The organism is Streptomyces sp. 142MFCol3.1 (assembly GCF_000424945.1).
GTDB lineage: Bacteria > Actinomycetota > Actinomycetes > Streptomycetales > Streptomycetaceae > Streptomyces > Streptomyces siamensis.
On the sequence record NZ_AUKV01000043.1, the window covers coordinates 1 to 24,774 of the forward strand.

24 protein-coding genes and 2 pseudogenes are annotated in these 24,774 nt (G+C 71.3%); 6 read left to right on the forward strand and 20 right to left on the reverse strand.

Annotated elements, in window-relative coordinates:
* Nucleotides 1-372: 372 nt before the first annotated feature.
* The 9 genes and pseudogenes from H305_RS0138545 to H305_RS0138580 all read right to left on the reverse strand — a co-directional run bounded on the left by H305_RS0138545 (nucleotide 373) and on the right by H305_RS0138580 (nucleotide 9,272).
* Nucleotides 373-1,914 (reverse strand): DUF1996 domain-containing protein, encoded by a 1,542-nt coding sequence (locus tag H305_RS0138545; protein ID WP_028805152.1) that lies wholly within the window; start codon nucleotides 1,912-1,914, stop codon nucleotides 373-375.
* A gap of 233 nt (nucleotides 1,915-2,147) precedes the next feature.
* Nucleotides 2,148-2,804, reverse strand: coding sequence for a LuxR C-terminal-related transcriptional regulator (locus tag H305_RS0138550; RefSeq protein WP_028805153.1), 657 nt, complete (start codon nucleotides 2,802-2,804; stop codon nucleotides 2,148-2,150).
* Nucleotides 2,789-4,060 (reverse strand): sensor histidine kinase, encoded by a 1,272-nt coding sequence (locus tag H305_RS0138555; RefSeq protein ID WP_028805154.1) that lies wholly within the window; start codon nucleotides 4,058-4,060, stop codon nucleotides 2,789-2,791. The genes H305_RS0138550 and H305_RS0138555 overlap by 16 nt, the downstream gene beginning before the upstream one ends.
* A 256-nt stretch (nucleotides 4,061-4,316) precedes the next feature.
* Nucleotides 4,317-5,309: an NAD-dependent epimerase/dehydratase family protein gene (locus H305_RS0138560; protein WP_234021389.1), complete on the reverse strand. Its 993-nt coding sequence runs from the start codon at nucleotides 5,307-5,309 to the stop codon at nucleotides 4,317-4,319.
* Nucleotides 5,310-5,405: 96 nt separating this feature from the next.
* Nucleotides 5,406-6,026 carry a winged helix-turn-helix domain-containing protein gene (locus H305_RS0138565; RefSeq protein WP_028805156.1) on the reverse strand — a complete coding sequence of 207 codons (621 nt, stop codon included), beginning with the start codon at nucleotides 6,024-6,026 and terminating at the stop codon, nucleotides 5,406-5,408.
* Nucleotides 6,027-6,354: 328 nt separating this feature from the next.
* A pseudogene (locus H305_RS55380) lies at nucleotides 6,355-6,642 on the reverse strand (DUF6891 domain-containing protein); the annotation flags it as partial.
* 78 nt (nucleotides 6,643-6,720) lie between these two features.
* Complete coding sequence (glnII, locus tag H305_RS0138570; protein ID WP_028805157.1) at nucleotides 6,721-7,749, reverse strand: glutamine synthetase; 1,029 nt, start codon at nucleotides 7,747-7,749, stop codon at nucleotides 6,721-6,723.
* Between the two features lie 354 nt (nucleotides 7,750-8,103).
* Nucleotides 8,104-8,784 carry a hypothetical protein gene (locus tag H305_RS0138575; RefSeq protein WP_028805158.1) on the reverse strand — a complete coding sequence of 227 codons (681 nt, stop codon included), beginning with the start codon at nucleotides 8,782-8,784 and terminating at the stop codon, nucleotides 8,104-8,106.
* Nucleotides 8,785-8,912: 128 nt separating this feature from the next.
* Nucleotides 8,913-9,272 (reverse strand): arsenate reductase family protein, encoded by a 360-nt coding sequence (locus tag H305_RS0138580; RefSeq protein ID WP_028805159.1) that lies wholly within the window; start codon nucleotides 9,270-9,272, stop codon nucleotides 8,913-8,915.
* 164 nt (nucleotides 9,273-9,436) lie between these two features.
* On the opposite strand from H305_RS0138580, the gene H305_RS0138585 reads away from it, so the two are divergent.
* Nucleotides 9,437-9,745: a hypothetical protein gene (locus H305_RS0138585; protein WP_028805160.1), complete on the forward strand. Its 309-nt coding sequence runs from the start codon at nucleotides 9,437-9,439 to the stop codon at nucleotides 9,743-9,745.
* 95 nt (nucleotides 9,746-9,840) lie between these two features.
* On the opposite strand, the pseudogene H305_RS51580 reads toward H305_RS0138585, so the two are convergent.
* Nucleotides 9,841-10,167, reverse strand: a pseudogene (locus H305_RS51580) (DNA glycosylase AlkZ-like family protein); the annotation flags it as partial.
* A gap of 177 nt (nucleotides 10,168-10,344) precedes the next feature.
* Between H305_RS51580 and H305_RS0138590 the strand changes: the two are divergent.
* Nucleotides 10,345-10,821: a hypothetical protein gene (locus tag H305_RS0138590; protein ID WP_028805161.1), complete on the forward strand. Its 477-nt coding sequence runs from the start codon at nucleotides 10,345-10,347 to the stop codon at nucleotides 10,819-10,821.
* Nucleotides 10,822-10,826: 5 nt separating this feature from the next.
* The gene (locus H305_RS0138595; RefSeq protein WP_037766733.1) at nucleotides 10,827-12,182 is read left to right on the forward strand and encodes a DUF2252 domain-containing protein; all 1,356 of its coding nucleotides are present in this window, start codon (nucleotides 10,827-10,829) and stop codon (nucleotides 12,180-12,182) included.
* A gap of 42 nt (nucleotides 12,183-12,224) precedes the next feature.
* Here H305_RS0138595 and H305_RS0138600 read toward each other — a convergent pair whose 3' ends face one another.
* Nucleotides 12,225-12,950 (reverse strand): alpha/beta hydrolase, encoded by a 726-nt coding sequence (locus tag H305_RS0138600; RefSeq protein ID WP_028805163.1) that lies wholly within the window; start codon nucleotides 12,948-12,950, stop codon nucleotides 12,225-12,227.
* 76 nt (nucleotides 12,951-13,026) lie between these two features.
* Entirely contained in the window at nucleotides 13,027-13,596 is a 570-nt protein-coding gene (locus tag H305_RS0138605; protein WP_028805164.1) for a DUF1269 domain-containing protein, read from the reverse strand.
* A 277-nt stretch (nucleotides 13,597-13,873) separates the two neighbouring features.
* On the opposite strand from H305_RS0138605, the gene H305_RS0138610 reads away from it, so the two are divergent.
* Nucleotides 13,874-14,164: a hypothetical protein gene (locus tag H305_RS0138610; RefSeq protein WP_028805165.1), complete on the forward strand. Its 291-nt coding sequence runs from the start codon at nucleotides 13,874-13,876 to the stop codon at nucleotides 14,162-14,164.
* Between the two features lie 47 nt (nucleotides 14,165-14,211).
* On the opposite strand, the gene pspAB is transcribed toward H305_RS0138610, so the two are convergent.
* From pspAB to glnA, 3 genes are all read right to left on the reverse strand, one after another.
* Nucleotides 14,212-14,796, reverse strand: coding sequence for a PspA-associated protein PspAB (pspAB, locus tag H305_RS0138615; RefSeq protein ID WP_028805166.1), 585 nt, complete (start codon nucleotides 14,794-14,796; stop codon nucleotides 14,212-14,214).
* A gap of 22 nt (nucleotides 14,797-14,818) precedes the next feature.
* Entirely contained in the window at nucleotides 14,819-15,739 is a 921-nt protein-coding gene (htpX, locus tag H305_RS0138620) for a zinc metalloprotease HtpX (protein WP_028805167.1), read from the reverse strand.
* 301 nt (nucleotides 15,740-16,040) lie between these two features.
* Nucleotides 16,041-17,450 carry a type I glutamate--ammonia ligase gene (gene glnA, locus H305_RS0138625; protein ID WP_028805168.1) on the reverse strand — a complete coding sequence of 470 codons (1,410 nt, stop codon included), beginning with the start codon at nucleotides 17,448-17,450 and terminating at the stop codon, nucleotides 16,041-16,043.
* Nucleotides 17,451-17,649: 199 nt separating this feature from the next.
* Between glnA and H305_RS0138630 the strand changes: the two genes are divergently transcribed.
* Entirely contained in the window at nucleotides 17,650-18,117 is a 468-nt protein-coding gene (locus H305_RS0138630) for an RDD family protein (RefSeq protein WP_028805169.1), read from the forward strand.
* Nucleotides 18,118-18,360: 243 nt separating this feature from the next.
* Here the strand turns inward: H305_RS0138630 and H305_RS0138635 are convergent, their stop codons facing one another.
* From H305_RS0138635 to lipB, 4 genes are all read right to left on the reverse strand, one after another.
* Nucleotides 18,361-19,062 carry a DUF4191 domain-containing protein gene (locus H305_RS0138635; protein ID WP_028805170.1) on the reverse strand — a complete coding sequence of 234 codons (702 nt, stop codon included), beginning with the start codon at nucleotides 19,060-19,062 and terminating at the stop codon, nucleotides 18,361-18,363.
* A gap of 76 nt (nucleotides 19,063-19,138) precedes the next feature.
* A complete protein-coding gene (locus H305_RS0138640) occupies nucleotides 19,139-19,336 on the reverse strand; it encodes a hypothetical protein (protein WP_028805171.1) in 198 nt (65 codons plus the stop codon).
* 293 nt (nucleotides 19,337-19,629) lie between these two features.
* On the reverse strand, nucleotides 19,630-20,595 hold the full coding sequence (lipA, locus tag H305_RS0138645) for a lipoyl synthase (protein ID WP_028805172.1): 966 nt from the start codon (nucleotides 20,593-20,595) through the stop codon (nucleotides 19,630-19,632).
* Nucleotides 20,596-20,747: 152 nt separating this feature from the next.
* Nucleotides 20,748-21,545 (reverse strand): lipoyl(octanoyl) transferase LipB, encoded by a 798-nt coding sequence (gene lipB / locus H305_RS0138650; RefSeq protein ID WP_028805173.1) that lies wholly within the window; start codon nucleotides 21,543-21,545, stop codon nucleotides 20,748-20,750.
* A 284-nt stretch (nucleotides 21,546-21,829) separates the two neighbouring features.
* Between lipB and H305_RS0138655 the strand changes: the two genes are divergently transcribed.
* Nucleotides 21,830-23,269 carry a hypothetical protein gene (locus H305_RS0138655; protein WP_028805174.1) on the forward strand — a complete coding sequence of 480 codons (1,440 nt, stop codon included), beginning with the start codon at nucleotides 21,830-21,832 and terminating at the stop codon, nucleotides 23,267-23,269.
* Between the two features lie 13 nt (nucleotides 23,270-23,282).
* Here the strand turns inward: H305_RS0138655 and H305_RS0138660 are convergent, their stop codons facing one another.
* Nucleotides 23,283-24,680 (reverse strand): NAD(P)/FAD-dependent oxidoreductase, encoded by a 1,398-nt coding sequence (locus H305_RS0138660; RefSeq protein ID WP_051371454.1) that lies wholly within the window; start codon nucleotides 24,678-24,680, stop codon nucleotides 23,283-23,285.
* Nucleotides 24,681-24,774 lie beyond the last annotated feature (94 nt).

The following is a 24,774-nucleotide window of genomic DNA, read 5'->3' on the forward strand; positions in this document are numbered from 1 at the left end:
GAGGGCATGTCCCACCACGCGGGAGGTACCGGGGGTGCGGGAACCGCGACCGGGCACTCCGGTCACCACGCCGGCTGACGCCCCGGGCCCGGGAGGGACGGGGCGGGGACGCCGCCGGCCCGGTCCCGGGCACGAGCCGGAACGGCCCGCGGCGCGGCGGCGTCCGGAAGGACGTGGATGGCCGGTGGCGGAAAGAACGCGGAAGCCGGTGGCGGAAAGAACGCGGAAGCCGGTGGCGGAAAGAACGCGGAAGCCGGTGGCAGGAGGGACGCGGAAAGCCGGTGGCAGGAGGAACGCGGAAAGCCGGTGGCGGGAGATCCGCCACCGGCCTTCTTCGCGCTTCATGTCGGGTCGGTCACCGCTGCGAGCGGCTCACCTGCAACGCTGACCCCGGTTGATGCAGTTGACCATTTTGTTCATCACGTTCTCGTCGAAGACGTTGATGAAGTCGTCGTGGTCGGTGGCGGGCTTGTGCAGCTGTTCCGGGAAGCCGTCCACCGCATAGGCGTTCTTGACCTGCCCGTTCTGCAGGGTCGGCGCCGGCACGTTGTACACCAGGCGCATCGTCAGCTGCGGGATCGCCTTGAAGCCGCCCGCGCAGTTGCCCTGGGCGTCGGCGAAGGCCACGTGCGTCCGGTGGTTCGCGCTGTCGATGTTCTGGCCGTCCCAGCAGCTCTGGAAGGCGAAGGTGCGCACCACGCTGCTGCCCTGGGGGCAGATCGGGTACTGCGTCGTCAGCTGCACCTTGTTCTCGAAGCCGGTGCAGCTCCAGTGGGCGTTGGCGTTCGCGAGTCCGTTGGTCGTCGTCTTCGCGTCGCCGGTGATGATGCGCAGGAACTTCGGCATCGCGACGACCTTGCTCTTCGGGTTGCCGACGAACTTGATCTGCGCCTGCTTGGCCTGCTGGATCTGGCCGACGTTGCCTTCCTTGCCACCGCCGTCGTTGTTCTGGTCGAAGTCCTGCGTGCCGTTCTGGATACGCACGACCGGCCAGTAGTACGACGACTTGTCGCCCTGGTTCGAGCAGCTGGTCTTGGCCGCGGCGAACGTGTCGTTGTTGGCGAAGGCGTCGTTCGACTGGTTGCCGACGTAGTCGTGCAGGTGGTGCGCGCCGTTGGTCACGCCGGGCGCCACGATCACGTTGTCGGTGTTGAACTTCTTGTTCGCGTTCACACCGCAGGTGCTCGAGAAGGTGCCGGAGGAGCCGCCCGCCCGGGTCCGCGCCTTCTGGGGCACGTTCGGCCGGACCTTCGTGATGTCGACGAAGTCGGCGGCGACGGGACCGTTGCCGGCCTGGCCGCCGTTGCCCTGCTGCTGCCCGCCACCCTGCTGCCCGCCACCCTGCTGCCCGCCACCCTGCTGCTGGCCGCCGGCCGGAGCGCTCGGTGAGGCGGTGGCCTGTCCGCCGCCCTGCTGCTGTCCGCCGTTGCCGGCCTGCGTCTGGTCGGCGGTGGTCGCGTTGCAGCCGGCGAGAGTGTTCAGCGAGTCCGGGGCGGTGCCGCCCACGCGCGAGATCTCCAGCTTGATCCGGTCGATGATCGCCGAACGCCGGTCCTTGAGCGGCTGGAGGATGGAGTTCTGCACGAACTGGGCGTCCCTGGCCTGCGCGTCCCGCGTGGTGGTGAGGCGCTGGTAGGCGTCGGTGATCTGCTGGTCGAGCGTGGCGAGCTCGCCGTCGACCTCAGTGCGGGCCTGGTTGGGCACGTCGGGGAGCTTCTGCCCGACATCGGGACAGCTGATCGTGGCCACCTGAGCGGCGGCGGCCTTGGTGGTGTTGGGGGAGGAATTCTCCTCGTGCGCCGAAGCGTAGTAATTCGCCCAGATCAGCCCGCCTCCGCCGAGCGCTAGAGCCGCCGATGCGGCTACGGCGCGGACGGCCAGCGGCGAACGGCGTTTTCGTGTGTTGCGTCCCATGGAACTCCTCTGACTTCCTTGCGGGGCATCGAGGCGCCCGACAGGAGTGAAGCGGCTCCATTCCATACGCATGAGGTGTGTGAGGCGTTCAGAAGCCTCAGGGAAAACTTGGAGGTTCCCGTGGCCAATTCGGCCACAATGGGCCCAGAAGCCCGCGTTTCCGTGAGAGTTGATGATGCCATTCAGGTTTGAACGGCGAATTTTTGAATCCGATTCAGTTCCGTCGATCGCATTCAGTGGGCTCCCCGGTCCAAATACGCGAGCACCGCGAGGACCCGGCGATTGTCGTCGTCGGAGACCTCCAGGCCCAGCTTCGCGAAGATGTTGGAGGTGTGCTTGGCGACAGCCCGCTCCGTGACCACGAGCTGGCCGGCGATCGCCCCGTTCGACCGTCCCTGCGCCATCAGTTCGAGCACCTCCGTCTCCCGCGGAGTGAGCCGTCCGAGCGGCTGGCCGGCGGCGGACCGCTGCGACAGCAACTGCTGGATGACCTGCGGATCCATCGCCGTACCCCCCGCCGCGACCCGGCGCACCGCGTCGACGAACTGCTCCGCGTCGAACACCCGGTCCTTCAGCAGATAGCCGATGCCGCCGGCGCCGTCGGCGAGCAACTCCCTCGCGTACAGCCGCTCCACGTGCTGCGACAGGACGAGGACCGGCAGTCCCGGCCGGTTGCGCCGGGCCTCCAGTGCGCACTGCAGGCCCTCGTCCGTGTGCGAGGGCGGCAGCCGTACGTCGACCACCGCCACGTCCGGCTCCGACTCGGCCAGCGCGCGCCTCAGTTCGGGCCCGCTCTCGACGGCCGCGGCGATCTCGAAGTCGTAGGCCTGGAGCATCCGCACCAGTCCGTCGCGCAGCAGGAACAGGTCTTCGGCTAGGACAACGCGCAAGGGATCTCCATGGTGACCATGGTGGGGCCGCCCGCGGGACTGCTGACGGCGAGGACGCCGTCGAATGTACCGAGCCGCCGCTCGATCCCCGGCAGGCCCGAACCCGCGCCGATCCGGGCGCCGCCCGTGCCGTTGTCGGTGACCGCGATGCGCAGCATGCCGTCCGTGTGGTGGAGGTCCACCCAGACACGGTCGGCGCCGGAGTGCTTGACCGCGTTGGTCAGCACCTCGCTGACCGCGAAGTACGCGGCGGACTCGACGGGCGCGTCCGCCCGCCCCGCCAGCTCCGCGTCCACCTCGCTCGCCAGCGGCAGGCGCAGCGCCAACGCCCTTATCGCGTCGGCGAGTCCGCGTTCCGCGAGCACCGGAGGATGGATGCCGCGCACCAGGTCCCGCAGCTCGGTGAGCGCGTCGGCGGACGACCTCCGCGCCTGGGCGAGCAGTTTCCTGGCCCGCGCCGGATCCTTGTCGATCAGTGCCTCGATCGTGCCCAGGTCCATGCCCATGGCGACCAGGCGTGCCTGCGCCCCGTCGTGCAGGTCCCGTTCGATGCGTCGCAGTTCGGCCGCCGACGAGTCGACGGCGTCGCGCCGTGTCTCCGTCAGTACCCTGACCCGCTCGGCGAGTTCGCCCTGTCCCAAGGCCAGTACGGACCGGGTGAGCCGGAAGTGCAGACGCAGCAGCGACGGGGAGAGGTGGTGGCCGGCGGTCAGGAGTCCGGCGGCGAGCGCGCCGGCCGCCAGGGCGGTGCTCTGTCCCGAGACCGGCACGAAGCCGTACCACCAGCCGACGTGGGTGCCGTCCGTGAAGACCCGCCACAGCCCGAGCGCGAGCGCGAACCCCTCCAGCGGGTACAGGAGCAGTGCCCCGGGCAGCAGGGCCGTGACGAACCCGACGGTCATGTCGAACAGCAGCCATCCCAGGTCCCGCCAGGTCGCCGGGTCCCCGAGCATCCCGAAGCAGCGCGTCCACGGGCCCGCGTCGGCCGGCACCGGCCGGTACACGGCCGGGATCCGTATCCCGTACCACTGTGCCGCGACCACCCGGCGGGCGTTCGCGAAGGACCGGACGCCGGTCAGCACCCAGGGCGTCGTCACGACGCCGACGCCTAGCGGTACGAGGACGAGTGACACGACGGCCAGGACGAAGAGGGCCACGGATCCGGTGAACCCCAGGGCGGCGACGGCGAGTCCCCGTGCGCTGGCCACGGCCGCCTCCCGCGCTCGCGCCCGGAGGCCGGTGCTGTGCTTCTCCATGGCCTCAGTCTCACCGACCGGACGCACCGGGTCACTGGGCCGGGCACCCCCACCGGGGGTGGTGCCGGCACCACCCCCGGGTGCGGACGGGGCGATCCGGACCCGGGTGCGGATGTGGGCGACCGGGACCCCGGCGGGTACGAGAGCGACCGGGACCCCGGTGTCGACGAGGCAGGCCGGAGGGTCCGGTGGGACGGGGGACACCGTGCCGCGCACCCTGCCCGGGGCAGGCGGAGGCCGGGCAGGCAGCCCCCGCTCAGCCCGCCAGGGCTTTCGCCTCCTGTTCGGGGGCGAGCCCCACCGCGGGCCGGTCGGGCCGCTGCGGGGCGATCCCTCCGAGCTCCTGGAGCCAGCTCCAGGTGTCGGCGACGGTGTCCAGGACGCCACGGCACCGCAGCCCCGCGCCCACCGCGCGGGAGACGTCCGCGCTGTGCAGGGCGTCGTGCAGATCGCTGCCCGCCGGCACCCACACCGGCAGCTGCGTCCACGGCTCGATCCCGGCGTCGAGCACGGCCTCGCAGGCGGTCCACCGCAGCTCCGCCGACGCCCCGGTGACGGACACGCACGCGTCGAGGAGCTCTTCCATCGTGCTGTGACCCGGCGGAGAGACGACGTTGTAGGCGCCGCCCGGCGCCGCCTGCACCGCCGAGAGTGTCCACTCGGCGAGGTCGCGGACGTCGACGTACTGGATCGGTAGGTCGCGCGGTCCGGGTGCGAGGACGGGCCCGCCCCGCGCGATCCGGCTCAGCCACCACGGCAGCCGCCCGATGTTCTCGTACGGACCGAGGATCAGCCCGGCCCGCACGAGCAGGGAGCGCTCCTCGCCGAAGGCGTCGAGCACGGCGAGCTCCGCGCCTCGCTTGTCCCGCGCGTAGTCGGTCTGTTCCGCGGCCGCGGACGCCCCTGCCACCAAGTCGGCGTCCTCCGTGTAGCCGGCGGACGGAGCCCACGCGTACACCGAGCAGCTGGACACGTACGCGTACCGCCGCACCCGTCCGGCCAGCAGCAGTGCCGTGTCCCGCACGGCCCGCGGCGCCGCCGACCAGGTGTCGACGACGACGTCCCACTCACCGTCGGCGAGCGCCGCGAGCCCGCCGGGCGCGGTGCGGTCGCCGAGCAACGAGCGCACCCCGGGCGGGGGTTCGTGCCGCCCCCGGTGGAAGACGGTCACCTCCCACCCCCGGGCGAGTGCCGCCTCGACGACGGCGCGCCCCACGAACTCCGTACCTCCGAGCATCAGCAGTCTCATGGGGACGACTCTGCACGGCCGTGCGCCCGCACGGAACAGGATTCTGCCGACAGAAGATCCGTCACCGCGGCCGGCCGCTCGGCGGCACGACCCGCATCAACGCCCGCTCGGGGGCGCGTACTTGTAACCCACGCGGCGCACGGTCTGGATCGTCTGCCGGTGCTGCGCGCCGAGCTTGCGGCGCAGCCGGGCGACGTGGACGTCGACGGTCCGTCCGTCGCCCACGTGACCGTAGCCCCACACCGTGGTGACCAGCTGATCGCGGGTGTGCACCCGGTGCGGGTGGGCGACGAGGTGCGCGAGCAGCTCGAACTCCAGGTAGGTGAGGTCGAGCGGCCGTCCGTCGACCTCGGCGGTGCGCTGCACGGTGTCGACGCGGACGAGCGGGTCGTCGCTGCCGGCGTCGGCCGTCTCCGACGGCTCGGGCCGGTCCGGCACGGCGAGGGGCAGCGCGGGGTGCTGGTCCGCCGGGACGAGGACCAGGTAGCCGATCATCGGCGGCTGTCCCGGCAGGACGGGCACGGTGTGCTGGGGAGCGGGCAGCCAGGTGGCGCCCGGCGGCAGGAACTCGGTGACGTCCGCCACCTCGTCCCGGTCGACGGCACGCAGCCGGTGCCGCCCGGGGCCGGCCGGAAGGGTGGACGGCCCGCCGCCCGCCCGGACGGAGTCGAGGGCGGGGGAGGACGCGACGGAGGAGAAGGAACGAGTGGTCGCCATGAGAGGTCAGCTCTTTCACGCGAGAAGTTCGTCGGGGAGGTCGACGACCGCGAGTTCGTGGTCGGGGCCGTCGAGGACGTACGTCGTGCGCGCTGGCCGAAGGCCGGGGTGTACGGCTTTAGAGGGCCGGCGCGTTCATCGCGCGGCAACACACCCGGTCGAAGTCGTGATGCTGACGGGACGGCCAGAAGGGCTCCAGGTCATGGCGACCCGTCGCGAGGTGCTTCTGGAAACCGGCCATGACCCCATTGAAGCAGAACCCGGCGCCGGGCAGGGCCTCCTCTTACGGGTCGGACGCCGGCTCGGCGTGATCCGGACGTCGCCCATGTCACCCCACCAGGCGTTTGTGCCAGCTCAGGGGCGTCACGGTGATCGCCCTGTCCGGGCTGCCGTCCCACTGGGCGGACAGCCCGGCGGCGGTGAGCGCGGCGACGACCTCGCGTCCGACGGCCTGCGTGGTGTCGGCCGAACCGTCGAACCCTCCGTACAGCAGGGTCAGTCCGTGCCCGGCGGCGGCACTCTGTGTGCACTGCGAGTGGAAGTAGACGAAGCCGCGGGCTCCTTCGCGGCTCTCGCGGCCGATCTCGGCGGTGCCGCAGGAGCGGCAGCAGGCCGCACGCCGGCGCGATCACATCGTGCGGGAGGGGCGCCCACCGCGACGGTGGGCGCCCCTCTCACGGAGCCGTGGCGCGGATCAGACCTGGCCGGCCTTCTCCAGCGCGGAGCAGCAGGTGTCGACGAGCAGACGCGTCACCACGTACGGGTCGACGTTGGCGTTCGGACGGCGGTCCTCGATGTAGCCCTTGCCGTCCTTCTCGACCTGCCAGGGGATGCGGACCGAGGCGCCGCGGTTCGAGACGCCGTACGAGTACTCGTTCCACGGGGCGGTCTCGTGCAGACCGGTCAGGCGGTCGTCGATGCCGGCGCCGTAGTTCTTGACGTGGTCCATCGGCTTGGAGCCCTCGCCGAGCGACTCGCACGCGGTGATGATCGCGTCGTAGCCCTCGCGCATCGCCTTCGTGGAGAAGTTGGTGTGCGCGCCCGCGCCGTTCCAGTCGCCCTTGACCGGCTTCGGGTCGAGGGTCGCGGAGACGCCGAAGTCCTCGGCGGTGCGGTAGAGCAGCCAGCGGGCGACCCACAGCTGGTCCGAGACCTCCAGCGGTGCCAGCGGGCCGACCTGGAACTCCCACTGGCCGGGCATGACCTCGGCGTTGATGCCGGAGATGCCGAGGCCCGCCTTGAGGCAGTTGTCCAGGTGCGCCTCGACGACGTCGCGGCCGAAGATCTCGTCCGCGCCGACACCGCAGTAGTAGCCGCCCTGCGCGGCCGGGAAGCCGCCCTCGGGGAAGCCGAGCGGACGCGAACCCTTGAAGAAGGTGTACTCCTGCTCGATGCCGAAGATCGGCTCCTGCGCGGCGAACCGCTCCGCGACCTCGGCCAGCGCGGCACGGGTGTTGGACTCGTGGGGCGTCATGTCGATGTTGAGGACCTCGCACATGACGAGGATGTCGTCGCCGCCGCGGATCGGGTCCGGGAAGCTGGCCACGGGCTTGAGTACGCGGTCCGAGGCGTGCCCCTCGGCCTGGTTCGTGGAGGAGCCGTCGAAGCCCCAGATCGGCAGGTCCGTACCCTTGGCGTCGTCGCCCAGTATCTTCGTCTTGGAACGGAGCTTGGCCGTCGGCTCGGTGCCGTCGATCCAGATGTACTCAGCCTTGAAGGTCACGGGCCACATCCTTCGGGGTGTGTCTCTAGGCGCACTTGCGGGTGCTGCGGCGCTGCGGCACTGGGGCGCCGCCAGGGATGCGGGCAGCCTGTCAACTGGCGATTTCCCGATCATTGCCCGCATGTGAACCCCGTGTTACCTGAGCTGTGTGTGCCCGGTGTCACTCCGCCCGCCGGTGCGGGTGCCCTTGCGGCAGTGTGTTCGCGTCCGCGACCGCCGGCCCGTCCTGTCGCGCACGCGCCGCGCACGACCGCTCGTATGCGATGGGCGCACAGACGCCCGGGGATGTGCGGACACGTGTCGGCCCTGCCGCCCCCGTCCCGGAGCGGCAGGGCCTTGGACACGTTCTCCGCGTCACCCCACCTTCTCGATGACGGCCCTGCGGATCAGGAACTTCCCGGGCTCCCGCACCTGCTCGAAGGCGGCGTTGTTCAGCAGCGCACAGCTGCCGGACACCGAGGTGACCTCGACGGTGGTGGACTTGTTGTTGTCCAGGTTGGTGACCTTCAGCTTCGTCCCCGCCGGGAACTGGTTGCTGGAGGCGGCCGGGGCGCCGCCCTCACCGGAGAGCGTGACGGTCGAGCCGTTGCAGACCTGCTGGCCGCCGCCGGCACCGCCGCCCGCGTTGTTCGCACCTCCACCCGCGTTGTTCGCGCCACCGCCGTTGTTCGCGGGTGCGGACTGCGCCGGTGCGGACTGCGCGGGCTGCGTTCCGGCCTGGGAGCCCTGAGCCGACTCCCCGACCGTGCAACCGGACGCCTTCTGCTGAACCTTGATCTGCTCGATGACGGCCTCGCGGTTGGCGATCCGCGCCTGCGACTGCGCGTCGGGTGCGGCCCGCTGGCCCTCGATGAACTTCTGGTTGTTGCCGAGCGCGGTGGCCAGGCCCTGGCAGACCGTGGAGTTCTGCGCGTTCTGCACCGGCGCCGCGTTGGACGTGGCGGCCAGGGCGAAGGCCCCGCCGCCGGCCACGGTCGCGGCACCGACGAGCAGCGCGATCTTCTTCTTCGTGCTGAGAGTTCTCCTACGCGACATGCGCGCCTCCTGGGTGAGGTGGAGCGTTACGCCGCTATGTACGAGATGCCGAACAGGGTTACTCAACAGTTACCGCGGTCACTCAAGTAACGTAGGTCACAGCCGAGTTGGTGCGTCCGGTTGGAGGGCTACCGGGACAGGGCATCCCGTACGGACTCCTCCGTGCGGCCCACCACGGCCGTACCGTCGTCCGCGGTGATGATCGGCCGCTGGATGAGCTTCGGGTGCTGCGACAGCGCCGTGATCCACCGGCCCCGCGCCTCCGCGTCCCGCGGCCAGTCCTTGAGGCCCAGCTCCTTGGCGTCGGCCTCCTGGGTGCGGGTGATGTCCCACGGCTCCAGCCCCAGCCGGTCGAGCACCTCGCGGATCTCGTCCTCGGTGGGCACGTCCTCCAGGTAGCGGCGGACGGTGTAGTCCGCACCCTCGGCGTCGAGCAGGGTGAGCGCGCTGCGGCACTTCGAACAGGCCGGATTGATCCAGATCTCCATGCCGCACACGGTACGCCAGACATCGGTTTCCACACGCGTCACGAGGTCCCCAAGAGCCTTGTGGCCAGCGGCTTTTGTCAGTGCCCGGCAGTAGAATAGAAGCAGTGTTCGAGGGTGTCGCCGGGACGTCCGGACGGCTCCCTGACCGCGACAGGAGGATGCCTGTGCCCGCTGCCGCACTGAAGCCGCTGCCCACCCAGTCCACGTCCAGGAGGGCGGTCCTGCTGGACCTGCCGTACGAGCCCGTGGAGAAGCGCCCGCTGCCGCCGGGCCGCCCCCGCCAGTGGTACGTCACGCACAACCGCCGGCTCAAGGCGATGCGTCTGGCCATCGCCCTGCTCGACTCCGGCGTCCACGTGCCGGACCAGGCCCGCAACGAGACGATACGAAGCACCGCGGAACTCATCGGCGTCCACGCGCCGTCCGACACGACGTGCCACATGGTGCGCGCGCTGATGAAGTACTCCCGCTGAGGCCCGCCGCCGGGTGCCGCCGCTCCGCGCGGCGGCACCCGGCCCCGGACGCACCCCGACGACAACTCCTTCTCCAGGGGCGCCGCGCGGGCCTTCGCGGCGATGGCGAGCCCCGTCGAGGCGCGCACCACCGCGGCCGGGGAGGCGGGGAACACGAACACCGTGTGCCGCATGCCGTGCATCCGCACCGGCGTCCGGTCCTCGTACAGCGCCCGGTCGACCTCCGCCACCGTCTTCCCGGCATCCTCCAGCCGCGTACCGACCGCCAGGTACACCGTCGCCGGATCGGTGCCGCGCAGCGCGACCGGGGAGTCGGCGGCCTCCTCGGGCCGCGCCGCCCGCGCGGTGACCGCCGGCCTCTGCCGCAGGGCGAGCCGGGCCCGCCGTTCCGCCGCACCGATGTGCCGCCGCCGTCCGCTCACACCGCCTCCAGCCGGTCCCCTGAACCCCGTGATCCCCTCTTCTCGGGCACGCGGCCGTCACCGGGGGCGAGTCACCCGTTTCGCCGTATCCCGCATGCGTGCCCGCCGCCGTCGGCATTGACTGAGGCCACCGCGTGACGCGGGATCCGCAGGACGAGGAGCACATCGGGAGACGCGATGCACGGGCACGGCGTACGAGGGCTGATCCTGGCGGCGACCGCGACGACGGCCCTGGCCGCGTTCCTCGCCGGCTGCTCGGAGGGCGGCAGCCCGTCCGGGGCCGTGTCCAAGGCCGCGTCCGCCGCGTCCGAGGCCGGGGACGCCCTGGCCTCCGCGACCGCCGAAGCCGGCCAGAAGTTCGACGACGTCAAGAACGGCGTCGACGCCAAGGGCGACGTGAAGCTCGACGGCAAGGTCACCTCCGACGCCGATGGACGGCCCACCGTCAAGCTGACCGCCACCAACTCGGCTTCCGCGACGAAGTCCTACGTCATCCAGGTCGACTTCCGGGACAAGGACGGCAACCTCCTCGGCGTGTCCGTCGTCACCGTGAACGACGTGGCGAAGGGCGCCTCCAAGGACGCCACCGCCCGCGCCAACCGCTCGCTCTCGGGTGACGTCACGGCCGGTGTCGCGCGCGCAGTGCGGTACTGACCGCCGTGGCCCGGAACGGTACCCCCGGCCCCGCCGACCGGGCGGCAGGGGGCAAGGCCGCTCGCAAGCGCGTCCCCCGTTCCTCGCACGCCGGCTGGATACCCGCCGCCGACCGTCCGGACCCCGTCGCCGTCCTCGAACGGCAGGGCCGCGACCGGCTCCAGGAGCTGTTGCCGATCCGGTACGGGCGGATGACGGTGTCCCCGTTCGCCTTCCTGCGCGGCTCCGCCGCCGTGATGGCCGCCGACCTCGCCGCACACCCGCACACCGGCCTCATGGTGCAGTTGTGCGGCGACGCCCATCTGCTCAACTTCGGCGTGTACGCCTCCCCGGAACGCGCCCTGGTCTTCGACCTCAACGACTTCGACGAGACCTTCCCCGGCCCCTTCGAGTGGGACGTCAAACGGCTCGCGGCCAGCGTCGCGGTCGCCGCCCGCGAGAACGGGCACAAGGAGGCGCAGGCCCACGCCGCGGCCATGACCGCCGCGGCCGAGTACCGCCGGGCCGTACGACGCCTGGCCGAACAGGGCGAACTCGCCGTCTGGTACGCCCGTGTCGACGCCGCGGAGCTGCTCGCGCTGGCCCCGACGGCCCGGCGGCGCAAGCGCGTCGAGTCGAGCCTCACCCGGGCCCGCCGCCGCACCAGCCTGCACGCCCTGGGCAAGCTCACCGAGATCGCCGACGGACGGCCGCGCATCGTCCAGGACCCGCCCCTGCTGGAGACGGTCGGTGCCCCCGACATGGCCGCGCTGCGCAAGATCTTCAGCGACTACCGCTCCACGCTCTCCGAGGAGCGCCGTCTGCTCCTCGACCGCTACCGCTTCGCGGACGCCGCCCGCAAGGTCGTGGGTGTCGGCAGCGTCGGCACCAGGTGTTTCATCGTGCTGCTCACCGGCCGTGACATGACCGACCCGCTGTTCCTCCAGATCAAGGAGGCCGGCCGGTCCGTCCTGGAGGATCACCTGCCCAGCGGTCCGTATGTGCACCCGGGACACCGGGTCGTCGCGGGGCAGCGACTGCTCCAGGCCGCCGGCGACATCTTCCTCGGCTGGATGAGCGGGCCGCAGGACCGGGCCTACTACTGGCGGCAGTTGCGCGACATGAAGATGTCGGCGGACGTCGCGGGCATGAGCCCGGCCGTCCTGCGGATCTACGCCGGGCTGTGCGGCACCACCCTGGCCCGCGCGCACGCGCGCTCCGGCGACCGTATCGCGATCGCCTCGTACCTCGGCGCCTCCGACATTTTCGACCGGGCCGTCGCCGACTTCGCGCTGCGCTACGCAGACCGGACCGCCGAGGACCACGCGGCCCTCGGCGCGGCCGTGGCGGCCGGGGTGGTCAGGGCGGCCCCGGGCGTCTGACGCGGGTGAGCGGCCCACCCCGCGGCGGGTCCGCCTTCCCGGTCAGCGGGCCGGGTCGGTGAGGAGGAGGTCGACGAACCGTGCCCGGTCCTCGGCATGGTCGTGGAACCACAGGCCGAGCCTGTGCTCCGCGTCGGGCACGTCGAAGCGGGTGAACCGGGCCTTCGCCGACAGGGCGTCCGTCACGGCCTCGGTCACGGCGGGCGGGATCACGGCGTCCGTGCCCGGCACCGCGAGCACCGCACGGCCCGCGTAGGCCCGCAGGACGGCGAGTGCGGGCGCCGTACGCCAGTTGTCCGGGGTGCGGATGATCGTGCTGAACGGGCTGTCGCCCTCGCCGAACGGGACCGGCCACGCCTCGGCGCTGTACACGGCCGGCGCGCACAGCCCGACGGCGGCGACGCGCTCTTCGTAGTGCCCCGCGAGATCGGCCACGGTCTGCCCGCTCATGCTGAAGCCGACGAGGATCAGCTCTCCGTCCGCGGGGACGCTCGCGTCGATGACGGAGACGGCCTGCTCGAAGCGCCGCCGAAGGCTCAACTCGTGGAGCTCGCCCGTGCTTTCGCCGTGCCCGGAGAAGTCGAGCGCGAGTGCGCGGCAGCCGCGCGCCACGAAGTCGCCGAGCAGCGGGAGCAGTCGTTCCTTGCTGCCGTTGCCCGCGCCGTGCAGCAGGACGGCGGTGGCGGCACCGCCCCCGCTCCGGTCGCCTCCGCCGCTGACACAGCTGAGTCGTTCACCGTCGTGGTGGTGCGTGAAGGAGGAGAACATCCCCCCATTTACGCATGCCGCGCCGGGCCGCCCCGGCAGTGGGCGCCGGGCCGCCCGGGGGGAGGCGGGAGCGGGCTCAGGAGGAAGCGGGCGCGGCGGTGCCGGTCCCGGCCTGCGCGGCGGTGTCGCTCTGCGCGTGCGCCGCCGTGTCGCTCCTCGCCCGTGCGGCGGCGATCGCCTCGCGCAGCGCGTCCTCCTGTTCCTGGCTCAGCGACGTCTGCACCAACTGGCCGCCGAACTCGGCGATCTGGGGGACCACCTTGTCGGCGGCGGCCTGCTTGACGAGCACGAACAGCGCGGCGGCGCCCGGCCGCAGGTTCTGGCTGAGGTCCTTCATGAAGTTGTCGTTGATGCCGGTGTCCGTGACCGCACCGCCGGCGGCACCGGCCGCCGCGCCCACCGCCGCGCCGAGCAGCGGCGCCAGGAAGAGCAGTCCGATCACGCCGCCCCACAGCGCACCTCCGGCGGCGCCCACGGCCGTGTGGCTGACGGCCTGATGGAGCTTGATCTTTCCGTCGTCGCGCCGCTCCACCACCACCGCGTCCTCCAGTTCGACGAGGTGCTGCTTGGACAGCTCGAAGAGCTTCTCCCGCACCTGGTTGGCGGTGGCCAGGTCGTTGTACGCGATGACGAACAGATTGCTCATCCGAAGGAACCCCTTATGTCGAGTTCATTCGACTTTATAGCGGTACGGGGTGGGGTGCAGTCGGGAGAAATCCGGATGCGCACGCCGGGGCCCGGTCCCTACGCTGGACACGCGTCGCGGAGCTGCCCGGCACCGCTTGCCGCCGGACAGGCATCAGTCGGCGGACACGGGGCTACTCTCTACGCACCGACGTGCGGCCGCCCACCCCCAGCGCCTCGTCGGCACACCCCACTGGCACGTCAAGACCCGCCATCCACGCATCCCAAGGAGTCCCGCCATGGGCACCTTGATCGTCTCGGCGACCCTGGTCCTGGTCGTCATGGGCTTCTCCGACCACGTCCTCTGGCTCGCGGCGGTGGCCCTGCTCTTCCTGTACGTCCGCTACGGCCGCACGGGGGAGAGCACGTCCGCCGCGTCCTCGAACGGGGCCCCTGCCAGGGGTTCCGCGGGCCGCACGGACACGAGTTACCGCGCCTACCGCGACCGCCGTGACCGTCAGGCCAGGTGGGAGCGCCGCTACCGTCGCGAGCGTCCTCTGGAGGCACGCCGCCAGGAGCGCCAGAAGTAGGCCCGCCCGGGCAGTCCACCGATCCCGCCCCGCGCGGATCCGTACCTTCACAGACCTGGGGCGCCCCAGACGGGAAACCAGCGCCCCAGGTCCTGCTCGATCCGCAGGTCGTCGGCGAGCACCGCCTTGACCTGCAGCTCCAGCGCGTTGTCGCGCCGTCGGCCCGTACCGGCCAGCGGCGCGAACGGGTAGAAGGTCCCGCGCTTGTAGAGGTAGACGAGTCCGAGCCGTCGCTGCCCGCTGTCCTCGAAGGCGGCGACCGAGCACAGCAGCTGCGGGCCGAAGCCGGTGCCCTCCAGGGCGCTGTTGACCGCGTGCAGATCGCTCACCAGCGCGGGCAGGTCGTCGGGCTGCCGCCGGGAGACCAGCCACGAGTACCCGTACTCGTCGCGGACGAGCTCGACGGGCGGTCCGGTGCGCCCGGCATCGGCGTCGAGCAGCGCCTGCACCTCGCGGTACGCCTCGGCGAAGGCCGCGCCCTCGACGCTCGCGAAGCACACCGCACCCGTTCCCGTCGGGGTGAACCCGGCGGCGGCCTGAAGGGTCACGGCCGCCGACGGCAGCCCGAAGAGCTGGTCGAGATCGGGCGCCACGGGCTTGGTGCGACCCAGCAGGATGTCCAGGAACCCCATGCAGATGGCCTTTCCGGGAGTCTCAGGCGGTCGTACCGGGCGCCGCGGGCTCGCCCAGCTCGGCGGAGATGCGGGCCAGTTGCTCCAGGCGCTGTTCCAGACTCGGGTGCGTGGAGAACAGCTTGGCGAAACCGGGCTCGGCGCCGAGCGCGGGCGTGAAGTAGAAAGCGTTGAAGGCCTGCGCGGTACGCAGGTCCTTCGTGGGGATCCGGCCGATGTCCCCGGTGACCTTGGTCAGCGCGGACGCCAGTGCCGAGGGCCGTCCGGTGAGCAGGGCCGCGGCGCGGTCGGCGGCCAGCTCGCGGTAGCGCGACAGGGCCCTGATGAGCAGGAAACTGATCGCGTACACGGCCGCGGAGACGGCCATCACCATCGCGAAGATCGCGACCGTGTTCTGGTCCCTGCGCCCCCGCCCGAACAGTTCGGAGTAGAAGGCGAACCGCACGATCAGCCCGGCGATCACGCCGAGGAACGACGCCACGGTGATCACCGCCACGTCCTTGTGCGCCACATGCGACAACTCGTGCGCCAGGACGCCTTCGAGCTCGTCGGGTTCGAGCCTGCGCAGCAGTCCGCCGGTCACGCACAGTACGGCGTGGTCGGCGTTGCGTCCGGTGGCGAAGGCGTTGGGCATGTCCAGGTCGGACACCGCGACCAGCGGTTTCGGCATGTCGGCCACCGCGCACAGCCGGTCGACGACGCCGTGCAGCTGGGGGTACTGCTCCGGCTCCACGATCCGCCCGTGCATCGCGTACAGCGCGATCCGGTCCGAGAACCAGTACTGGGCGCCCAGCAGCCCGGCCGCGAAGACGACAACCAGCACCCAGGACTTCAGCAACACGATCAGCGCGGCGACGAACGCCACGTACAGCAATCCGAGCAGGAACAACGTGACCGTCATCCGGACGGTCAGCCGCCGATCACTCCGGAACCGGCTCTGCATCGCGCATCACCCCGCAGTCAGGCACTCGTCCCGCTTCCCATTGTGCGCCCGCACCCGCCCATGAACATGGCCCGAACGACCCCATGGAGTGCAAAGGAATCCGGACCCCGGAGGGCGTCAGGCGGACGACGGCGAAGCGCCGGGCCAGAGCCCTGATGGGCGGCGGGACGGCGCGCCCGAGCCGGCCCCCGAAGCCCGGGGCCGGAAAGGCCGAAGGCCGGCCTCTCCCGTGCTGGGAGAGCCGGCCTTCGGCCCACAGACGGCCCAGGGGAACGGAAACCCGCTCTGACCTGGGGCGATATCACACGTCGAAGTAGAGCTCGAACTCGTGCGGGTGCGGGCGCAGCTGCAGCGGGGCGATCTCGTTCGAGCGCTTGAAGTCGATCCACGTCTCGATCAGGTCGGACGTGAAGACGTCGCCCTGGAGGAGGAACTCGTGGTCGGCCTCGAGGGAGTCGAGGACGGCCGGGAGCGAGGTCGGGACCTGGGCGACGTTCGCGTGCTCCTCGGGAGCCAGCTCGTACAGGTCCTTGTCGATCGGCTCGGCAGGCTCGATCTTGTTCTTGATGCCGTCGAGGCCCGCGAGGAGAAGGGCCGAGAACGCGAGGTACGGGTTGCCGGAGGAGTCGGGCGCGCGGAACTCGACGCGCTTGGCCTTCGGGTTGGAACCCGTGATCGGGATACGCATGGCAGCCGAGCGGTTGCGCTGCGAGTACACCAGGTTGATCGGGGCCTCGAAGCCCGGCACCAGACGGTGGTACGAGTTCACCGTCGGGTTGGTGAAGGCGAGGAGGGAGGGGGCGTGCTTCAGGATGCCGCCGATGTAGAAGCGGGCGGTGTCCGAGAGGCCCGCGTAGCCCGCCTCGTCGTAGAACAGCGGGTCGCCGTTGCTCCACAGCGACTGGTGGACGTGCATGCCCGAGCCGTTGTCGCCGAAGATCGGCTTCGGCATGAAGGTCGCGGTCTTGCCGTTGCGCCAGGCGACGTTCTTCACGATGTACTTGAAGAGCATCAGGTCGTCGGCGGCGGCGAGCAGCGTGTTGAACTTGTAGTTGATCTCGGCCTGGCCGGCGGTGCCCACCTCGTGGTGCTGGCGCTCGACCTGGAGACCCTGCTTGTCCAGCTCCAGGGAGATCTCCGCACGCAGGTCGGCGAAGTGGTCGACCGGCGGGGTCGGGAAGTAGCCGCCCTTGTAGCGGACCTTGTAACCGCGGTTGTCCTCCAGCGCACCGGTGTTCCAGGCGCCGGCCTCGGAGTCGATGTGGTAGAAGGACTCGTTCGCGGTGGTCGCGAAGCGCACGCTGTCGAAGACGTAGAACTCGGCCTCGGGACCGAAGTACGCGGTGTCGGCGATACCGGTCGACGCGAGGTAGGCCTCGGCCTTCTTCGCCACGTTGCGCGGGTCACGGGAGTACTGCTCGCCCGTGATCGGGTCGTGGATGAAGAAGTTGATGTTGACCGTCTTGTCGCGGCGGAAGGGGTCGACGCGCGCGGTGGACAGGTCGGCGCGGAGCGCCATGTCGGACTCGTGGATGGCCTGGAAGCCGCGGATCGAGGAGCCGTCGAACGCAAGCTCCTCGGCCGGGTCGAAGGCCTCCGCCGGCACCGTGAAGTGCTGCATCACGCCCGGCAGGTCGCAGAAGCGGACGTCGACGAACTTGACGTCCTCGTCCGCGATGAACTTCTTGGCCTCGTCGGCGTTCTGGAACATCCAGCTCCTCCTACTCCCGCCCACTGTGGACCGGGGTGGTAGTTCGTTCGTGCGGCCAGTGCGGTGGCACACGCTGGGGCCGACCATAGGGACGGGGGATTTCTCCAGCGTGACCCATTTGTTTCGCCCAAGTTAACCGACGCGGGCCGGTCCGGCCCCTCCTGTCCGGATGCCAGAACGGGCGCAGTACCTTTGACGGGTGGACAACAGGCAAGCAATCGGATCGTGGCTCTCCGGCCCCCGCGCGGCCGCGGAGGAAGCCGGGGCCGACTTCGGATACCGGGGACAGCAGCTCGGTCTCCCGGAGCACGGGCCGGGCTCCATCGCCCGCCCGGGCCGCCGCCTCGGCGCCCTGGCAGTGGACTGGGGGCTGTGCCTCTTGATCGCATACGGACTGCTCACCGACGGCTATGACCAGGCTACCGGCAACTGGGCCTTGCTCGTCTTCTTCGCACTCAGCGTGCTCACCGTCGGTACGGTCGGCTTCACCCCGGGCAAGCGCCTGTTCGGCCTGCGGGTCGTACCCGAGGGCGGCGGCCGGCTGAACCCGCTGCGCGCGCTGCTGCGCAGCGCGCTCGTCTGCGTGGCCGTTCCGGCCCTGATCTGGGATCGCGACGGCCGGGGTCTGCACGACCGCCTCGCGCGCACGATCGAGGTCCGCGTCTGACGACGGCCCCCGCCGCAGCACCGCTCCGGCGACGGGCGGCCCGTACCCCGTAAGGCGAAGGGGCGGGGGCGGCCCCTCGCTCACGACGAAGGGCGAGAAGGGCCCGGCGCGCGCGGCGAGGGCCCTGAGGACTTCCGTCTCGTAGGGCGGGCTCCGCTCACCGAAGGGCCCGGCACGAGTCACCGCGTACGACGAAAGGGGCGCCCGGAGTGATCCGGGCGCCCCTTTCTCGTAGGAGGGGTGTCAGCGGGCCTTCGGTCCGCCGCGCGGCATCCGCATGCCCTTGGGCATCGGCCCCTTGGGCAGCGGCATGTTGCTCATCAGGTCGCCCATGGCGCGCAGCCGGTCGTTGGTCGCGGTGACCTGCGGGCCGGAGAGCACGCGGGGCAGCTTCAGCATCGTCGTGCGGAGCTTCTTGAGCTGCACCTGGCCCTCGCCGTCACCGACGAGGAGGTCGTGCACCGGGACGTCCGCGACGATCCGCGCCATCTTCCTCTTCTCGGCGGCCAGCAGGCTCTTGACCCGGTTCGGGTTGCCCTCGGCGACCAGCACGATGCCGGCCTTGCCGACCGCGCGGTGCACCACGTCCTGGCTGCGGTTCATCGCCACCGCCGGGGTGGTGGTCCAGCCCCGGCCGATGTTGTCCAGCACGGCCGCCGCGGCTCCCGGCTGTCCCTCCATCTGCCCGAAGGCGGCCCGCTCGGCCCTGCGTCCGAAGACGATCGCCGTCGCGAGGAAGGCCAGCAGGAGGCCGAGAATGCCGAGATAGACCGGGTGGCCGATCAAGAAGCCGATCGCGAGGAAGACACCGAGGGTGACGATTCCGACAGCCGCGAGCACAAGACCGATCTTCTTGTCGGCCTTGCGGGTCATTTTGTAGGTCAGGGCGATCTGCTTGAGTCGCCCGGGGTTCGCAGCGTCCGCTGCGGGTTCCTTCCTCGCCATGCCACGAAGTCTACGTGGCCCGGCGAGCGCCGACGACGGCAGTACCGGGGCCGCGGTTCCGGGGCCCCGGCGGCCCCTAGCGGCGGGTGGCCACGGACTCCAGCACGAGCTGTGCCTCGACCCGGTCCTTGGCGCGGCGGCGGTCCTCCAGGACGGAGGTCCAGGCGTTGCGGCGGGCCGTTCGCTGGCCGCCGCTCATGAGGATCGACTCGACGGCACGGAGTGCATCTGTGAACGACGGAATGGCGGTGGCGCGTACCGGCGCGGCCTGCATGATGGGGGTCCCCCCTCGGGATCGGCTGCTTTCGTGAAAAGCAAGTACGTGGCGTAAGACCAGGGTCACTGATTGGTGTTACCAGGGCGTGACCGACCGGTCAAACACCAATGAAGCCTTGATGTGAAGGGCGCGCATCCTGACGCGGCCCAAATGGTGGCCCCATCTGCGGGGACGGTCGGGAGGGCTGTGAACGGTCCGCGGCGAGGGGGACGTTGCTTGTGCGCGGATTCACACGGAAGCGGTGGCACTCAGTGCCACCGCTCGTGTTTTCGATCACGCCGTCCGGCGTGTCAGACCGCCTGTGAGGCGACGTAGGCGCCGCGCTTCTCGACGGCCATCTGGTACAGCCGGCCGGCCCGGTAGGAGGAGCGGACCAGCGGGCCCGACATGACGCCGGAGAAGCCGATCTCCTCGGCCTCCTCCTTCAGCTCCACGAACTCCTGCGGCTTGACCCAGCGCTCCACGGGGTGGTGGCGCACGGACGGGCGCAGGTACTGCGTGATCGTGATGAGCTCGCAACCTGCCTCGTGCAGCTGCTGGAGCGCCTCGCTGACCTCCTCGCGGGTCTCGCCCATGCCGAGGATCAGGTTCGACTTCGTGACCAGACCGTGGTCACGGGCCTCGGTGATGACCTTGAGCGAGCGCTCGTAGCGGAAGCCGGGGCGGATGCGCTTGAAGATCCGGGGGACCGTCTCGACGTTGTGCGCGAAGACCTCGGGGCGCGAGGAGAAGACCTCGGCGAGCTGCTCGGGCTCGGCGTTGAAGTCGGGGGCGAGCAGCTCGACCTTGGTGCGGCCGGCCTCGCGGTCCGCCGTCTGGGCGTGGATCTGGCGGACCGTCTCGGCGTACAGCCAGGCGCCGCCGTCCTCCAGGTCGTCGCGGGCGACGCCGGTGATGGTCGCGTAGTTCAGGTCCATCGTGACGACGGACTCGCCGACGCGGCGCGGTTCGTCGCGGTCGAGCGCCTCGGGCTTGCCGGTGTCGATCTGGCAGAAGTCGCAGCGCCTGGTGCACTGGTCGCCGCCGATGAGGAAGGTGGCCTCGCGGTCTTCCCAGCACTCGTAGATGTTGGGACAGCCCGCCTCCTGGCAGACCGTGTGCAGTCCCTCGCTCTTCACGAGGCTCTGCATCTTCGTGTACTCGGGGCCCATTTTCGCCCGGGTCTTGATCCACTCGGGCTTGCGCTCGATGGGGGTCTGGCTGTTGCGGACCTCCAGGCGCAGCATCTTGCGTCCGTCGGGTGCGACTGCGGACACATCGGCTCCCTGCTGATTGCTCTGAGTAGGCTTCGTACTCTGCGTGGTCTTCGAATCTTCGGCGTACACCAGCGTACGCCCGTGCGTGTTGCGGTTCTTCGTCTGGGCAACCTTCGGGACCGGGGGTGCATTCCCGTGCCCGTGGGACTGCCCTAGGCCGACGCGCGTTCCACCACCCGCGGCTTGAGGTCGGCGTTCTCCAGGATGTCCCTGAGGTGCTTCTCGGCCACCGGAAGGACGTCGGCGATGGTCACGTCGCGGCCCAGTTCGTTCGCGAGCGAGGTGACGCCGGCGTCCCGGATGCCGCAGGGGATGATGCGGTCGAACCAGACGTTGTCGGGGTTCACGTTGAGGGCGAAGCCGTGCATGGTGACGCCCTTGGCGACGCGGATGCCGATCGCGGCGATCTTGCGGTCCTCGCGGCGCTGGCCGGCGTTGGACGGCGCGTACTCCGGGCCGTTCAGCCGGGGGTCGAACTCCTCGTCCTGGAGCCGGGGGTCGAAGTCGAGGGAGAGGCCGCCGAGCGAGGGGCGCTGCTCCACCGGGTCGCCGAGCATCCAGACGCCGCTGCGGCCCTCGACACGGGTGGTCTGCAGACCGAACTCCGCACACGTACGGATAAGAGCCTCTTCCAGGCGGCGTACATGTGCTACGACGTCCACCGGGCGGGGCAGCTTCTGGATCGGGTAGCCGACCAGCTGGCCGGGGCCGTGCCAGGTGATCTTGCCGCCGCGGTCCACGTCGATCACGGGCGTGCCGTCCAGGGGCCGCTCGTCGTCCGCCGTGCGCCGTCCCGCCGTGTAGACCGGCGGGTGCTCCAGGAGCAGGCAGGTGTCGGGGATCTCCTCCAGGAAACGGGCGGCGTGCACGCGGCGCTGCTCGTCCCACGCCTCCTGGTAGTCGACCGCCTCGGCACCGAATCCCATGCGGACGAACCGCAACTCACTCACGGCAAGCGCCTCCCTAGAAGCTTCGTCGGGCACACCGCGGTGCCCTTGTGCGGCACGCGGAAGAACCTTTCGTCAGGTCTGTGGCGCACCCACGCCACTGTACGTCCGGCCGCCGGCCGTCAGCCGAGTGGCCAATCCTCACACGATCGGATGAATGAACCTCGAAGTGTGCGATGGGGTGCTTACGCTCCGCTACATTCGCGCCGTTCACGAGGCCATAAGGGCTGCTCACAGGCAATCCGGGCAACTCGCAGTGACCCGGAAGGCAGGAGACCGCACCGCAGATGACGGAACGACCCGCGCAGCGCACCCCCAACCGACAGCTCGCCGCGCTCATCGCAGAAGCGGGGTTCTCCAACGCAGGTCTCGCCCGTCGCGTGGACCAGCTCGGCCTCGAACACGGACTCGATCTGAGATACGACAAGACATCCGTCACCCGGTGGCTGCGCGGGCAGCAGCCCCGGGGCACCACGCCCGCGCTCATCGCCGAGGTGTTCACCCGCCGCCTCGGCCGCCGGCTCACCGCGCAGGACCTCGGGCTCGACGCCTGCGCCCCGGTCTACGCGGGGCTGGAGTTCGCCGCGACCCCGGAGGAGGCCGTGGACATCGTCAGCGGCCTGTGGCGCAAGGACTCCGGCAGTCACGCCGAGCTCCGCAAGATCGCCTTCACCCCGGCGGGACTCGTCGTCCCCAGCCGGGACTGGCTGATCGGGCGGGCCGACGACCGGGTCGGCCGAGGCGAGACCGGGCCCGGCCGTGTCCCCGGGCAGGGGCGACCGGCGGTCCCGCGGCAGCGCAGCCAGACCGAGCGCGGCCCGGGGCAGAAGGTCACCGGGGGCGACATCGCGGCGCTCCGCTCGGTCGGCGAGCTCTTCCGCGCCCTCGACAACGCCTACGGCGGCGGCCACGCCCGCCAGGCACTGGTCCGCTATCTGGAGCACGAGGCCGAGCCGATGCTGCGCGGCACGTACGGCGAGCAGACCGGGCGGCGGCTGTTCGCCGCCGCCGCCGACCTGACCCGGCTCGCCGGCTGGACCTCGTACGACATCGCCGCGCACGGGCTCGCACAGCGGTACTTCGTCCAGGCACTGCGCCTGTCGCAGGCCGCCGGGGACCGCGCCTACGGCTCCTACGTGCTGGTCACGATGAGCCGCCAGGCCGTCTATCTCGGCCACGGCCGGGAGGCCGTGCAACTGGCGCGGGTGGCCCAGCAGGGCGTCGGATCGGCGGCGCCGTCCGTGGTGCAGGCACTGTTGCACGCGGCCGAGGCGCGCGGACACGGCGTGCTGGGCGAGGTGCGTGCCTGCACCGCCGCCCTCGTGCGGGCCGAGCGCGCGCTGGAGGCGTCCCGGACGGGCGAGGAGGTCCCGCACTGGGCACGGTTCTTCGACGAGGCGCAGCTGTCCGACGAGTTCGGGCACTGTCACCGCGACCTCCAGCAGTACCGGGCCGCCGCGCAGCACGCCGAGCGCTCGCTGCAACTGAGGGCGCCCGGCTATGCGCGCAGCCGGCTGTTCTGCCGCGTGGTGCTCGCTTCCGCGCGGCTCGGCCTCGGAGAGCTCGACCAGGCCTGCCAGCTCGGGGCGGAGGCGGCCGGGCAGGCGGCCGAGATGCGGTCGGTGAGGGCCGTCGAGTACGTACGGGACTTCGAGCGGCGCCTGGAGCCCTACAAGGACGCGACGCCCGTACGCGGTTACCGGGACAGGGTGGCGGCGCTGGGCTGACGCCGGGGACGGCTCAGGCCGCGGTCTCCAGGGGTTCCGCCAGCGGGGCCGGCCGGGCGCCCAGGTCCGATAGCAGGGCATGGGCGGCCCGGCGGGCCGAGTGCAGCGCACCCTGCACGGTGCTGGTGTCCCGGTGGTCGCCGCAGACGTACAGGCCGGCGAGGAGCCGCACCGGGCGGTGCGGATCGTGCGGCGACGGCATCGCCGGGACCGCCTCGGGGTCGTGATGGACCGCGAGGAGTTCCCAGCGGGTCGTCGACGTCCCGTAGAGACGGGCCAGTTGCCCGCGGACCGCCGCGTCCAGATGCGCCGCGGCCGGTGGAGTGCCGAGCACCGTCGAGGAGATGAGGGCGCGGCCCTCGGGCGCGCGCGTCGGGTCGATCCGGCTGACGACCGCGGTGTGCGCCACGGGGCCGCTGCGGTCGGCGTCCAGCAGCAGGGCGTCCTCCGTGAGCGGCGGCTCGTCGGTGGTGTGGTGAAGGACCGTCACCGGGTGGAAGGCGGGCAGGCGCAGGCCGGGCAGCAGCTCGGCCGCGGCACGGGCACCGGTCGCCAGCAGGACGGCCCGGCAGCCGATCCGGCCGTGCTCCCTCGTCGTGACGGTGGTCGTGGAGACCGAGGTGACCTCCACGCCGGTGCGGACCGTGCCCGGTGGCAGCGCCGCGGCAAGGAGCTCCGGGAGCGCGTCCGCGCCGCCCTCGGGCAGACACAGCCGGCCGGTCGCGAAGGAGTGCAGGGCGAGGTCCGCGCAGCGGTTCGAGGTCTTCAGGTCCGGGTCGCACAGCAGCGCGGCGAGCAAGGGGCGCAGGAAGCCGGCGACCGAGCGGGCCGGCAGCCCGTGGGAGACGAGCGCCCGGGCGGCCGGCACGTCCGGGCGGCCGAGCAGGCGCTCCGGTGGGGTGGCGGCGATCCGGGCCAGGGCGTTGGCCAGACGGGACTGGTCGAGCGGGCCGCCGAGGGGGCCGGGGCGCGTGGCGGCGCGTTGCGGGCGGGCCAGCGAGAGCCGGGGGGCGCTCGCGAGGGCGCGCGCGGTGGTGAGTGCGCCCCTTGCGCTTCGGGGCACGACGGGAGCCGACGGGGGGACGGCCGCACGGTGGTGGTGACCGTCGCTGTGCAGCAGGACGCCCGGGGAGAACGGGCGCAGGACGAGACCGTCCAGGCCCGGGGTGCGGCGCAGTTCGGGGTACGAGGTGGACAGCGGCCGACCCAGCCGGTCCAGCCGGAAGCCGTCGACCTTCTCCGTGGCCATGCGCCCGCCCACGTGCGGCGCGGCCTCCAGGACGGTGGTCGACAGTCCCGCCCTGGTCAGATGCAGCGCGGCCGCCAGGCCGGCTGCCCCGGCTCCCACGACGACGACGTCGACGTCCCGTGCGCGTGGTGCGTCTTCTGCGTATGCAGCGTATTCCGCGATCTCCGCGATCTGTGCGGTGTGGCGTGCGGGCTCTAGCACGTGCCCCTCCCCGAGGTTGCGCGGCCGGTGGGGACGTCATGCCCCCAACAGGCGT

Bases quoted from the DNA above. Each gene is read 5' to 3' on its own strand.
- H305_RS0138610 (WP_028805165.1), top strand. From the start codon at position 13,874: ATGGGCACCTTGATCGTCTCGGCGACCCTGGTCCTGGTCGTCATGGGC.
- htpX (WP_028805167.1), bottom strand. From the start codon at position 15,739: ATGCAGAGCCGGTTCCGGAGTGATCGGCGGCTGACCGTCCGGATGACG.
- H305_RS0138605 (WP_028805164.1), bottom strand. From the start codon at position 13,596: ATGAGCAATCTGTTCGTCATCGCGTACAACGACCTGGCCACCGCCAAC.
- glnA (WP_028805168.1), bottom strand. From the start codon at position 17,450: ATGTTCCAGAACGCCGACGAGGCCAAGAAGTTCATCGCGGACGAGGAC.
- H305_RS0138640 (WP_028805171.1), bottom strand. From the start codon at position 19,336: ATGCAGGCCGCGCCGGTACGCGCCACCGCCATTCCGTCGTTCACAGAT.
- H305_RS0138560 (WP_234021389.1), bottom strand. From the start codon at position 5,309: ATGAGACTGCTGATGCTCGGAGGTACGGAGTTCGTGGGGCGCGCCGTC.
- H305_RS0138590 (WP_028805161.1), top strand. From the start codon at position 10,345: ATGCACGGGCACGGCGTACGAGGGCTGATCCTGGCGGCGACCGCGACG.
- H305_RS0138635 (WP_028805170.1), bottom strand. From the start codon at position 19,062: ATGGCGAGGAAGGAACCCGCAGCGGACGCTGCGAACCCCGGGCGACTC.
- H305_RS0138545 (WP_028805152.1), bottom strand. From the start codon at position 1,914: ATGGGACGCAACACACGAAAACGCCGTTCGCCGCTGGCCGTCCGCGCC.
- H305_RS0138565 (WP_028805156.1), bottom strand. From the start codon at position 6,026: ATGGCGACCACTCGTTCCTTCTCCTCCGTCGCGTCCTCCCCCGCCCTC.
- pspAB (WP_028805166.1), bottom strand. From the start codon at position 14,796: ATGGGGTTCCTGGACATCCTGCTGGGTCGCACCAAGCCCGTGGCGCCC.
- H305_RS0138655 (WP_028805174.1), top strand. From the start codon at position 21,830: ATGACGGAACGACCCGCGCAGCGCACCCCCAACCGACAGCTCGCCGCG.
- H305_RS0138555 (WP_028805154.1), bottom strand. From the start codon at position 4,060: ATGGAGAAGCACAGCACCGGCCTCCGGGCGCGAGCGCGGGAGGCGGCC.
- H305_RS0138575 (WP_028805158.1), bottom strand. From the start codon at position 8,784: ATGTCGCGTAGGAGAACTCTCAGCACGAAGAAGAAGATCGCGCTGCTC.
- H305_RS0138600 (WP_028805163.1), bottom strand. From the start codon at position 12,950: ATGTTCTCCTCCTTCACGCACCACCACGACGGTGAACGACTCAGCTGT.
- H305_RS0138580 (WP_028805159.1), bottom strand. From the start codon at position 9,272: ATGGAGATCTGGATCAATCCGGCCTGTTCGAAGTGCCGCAGCGCGCTC.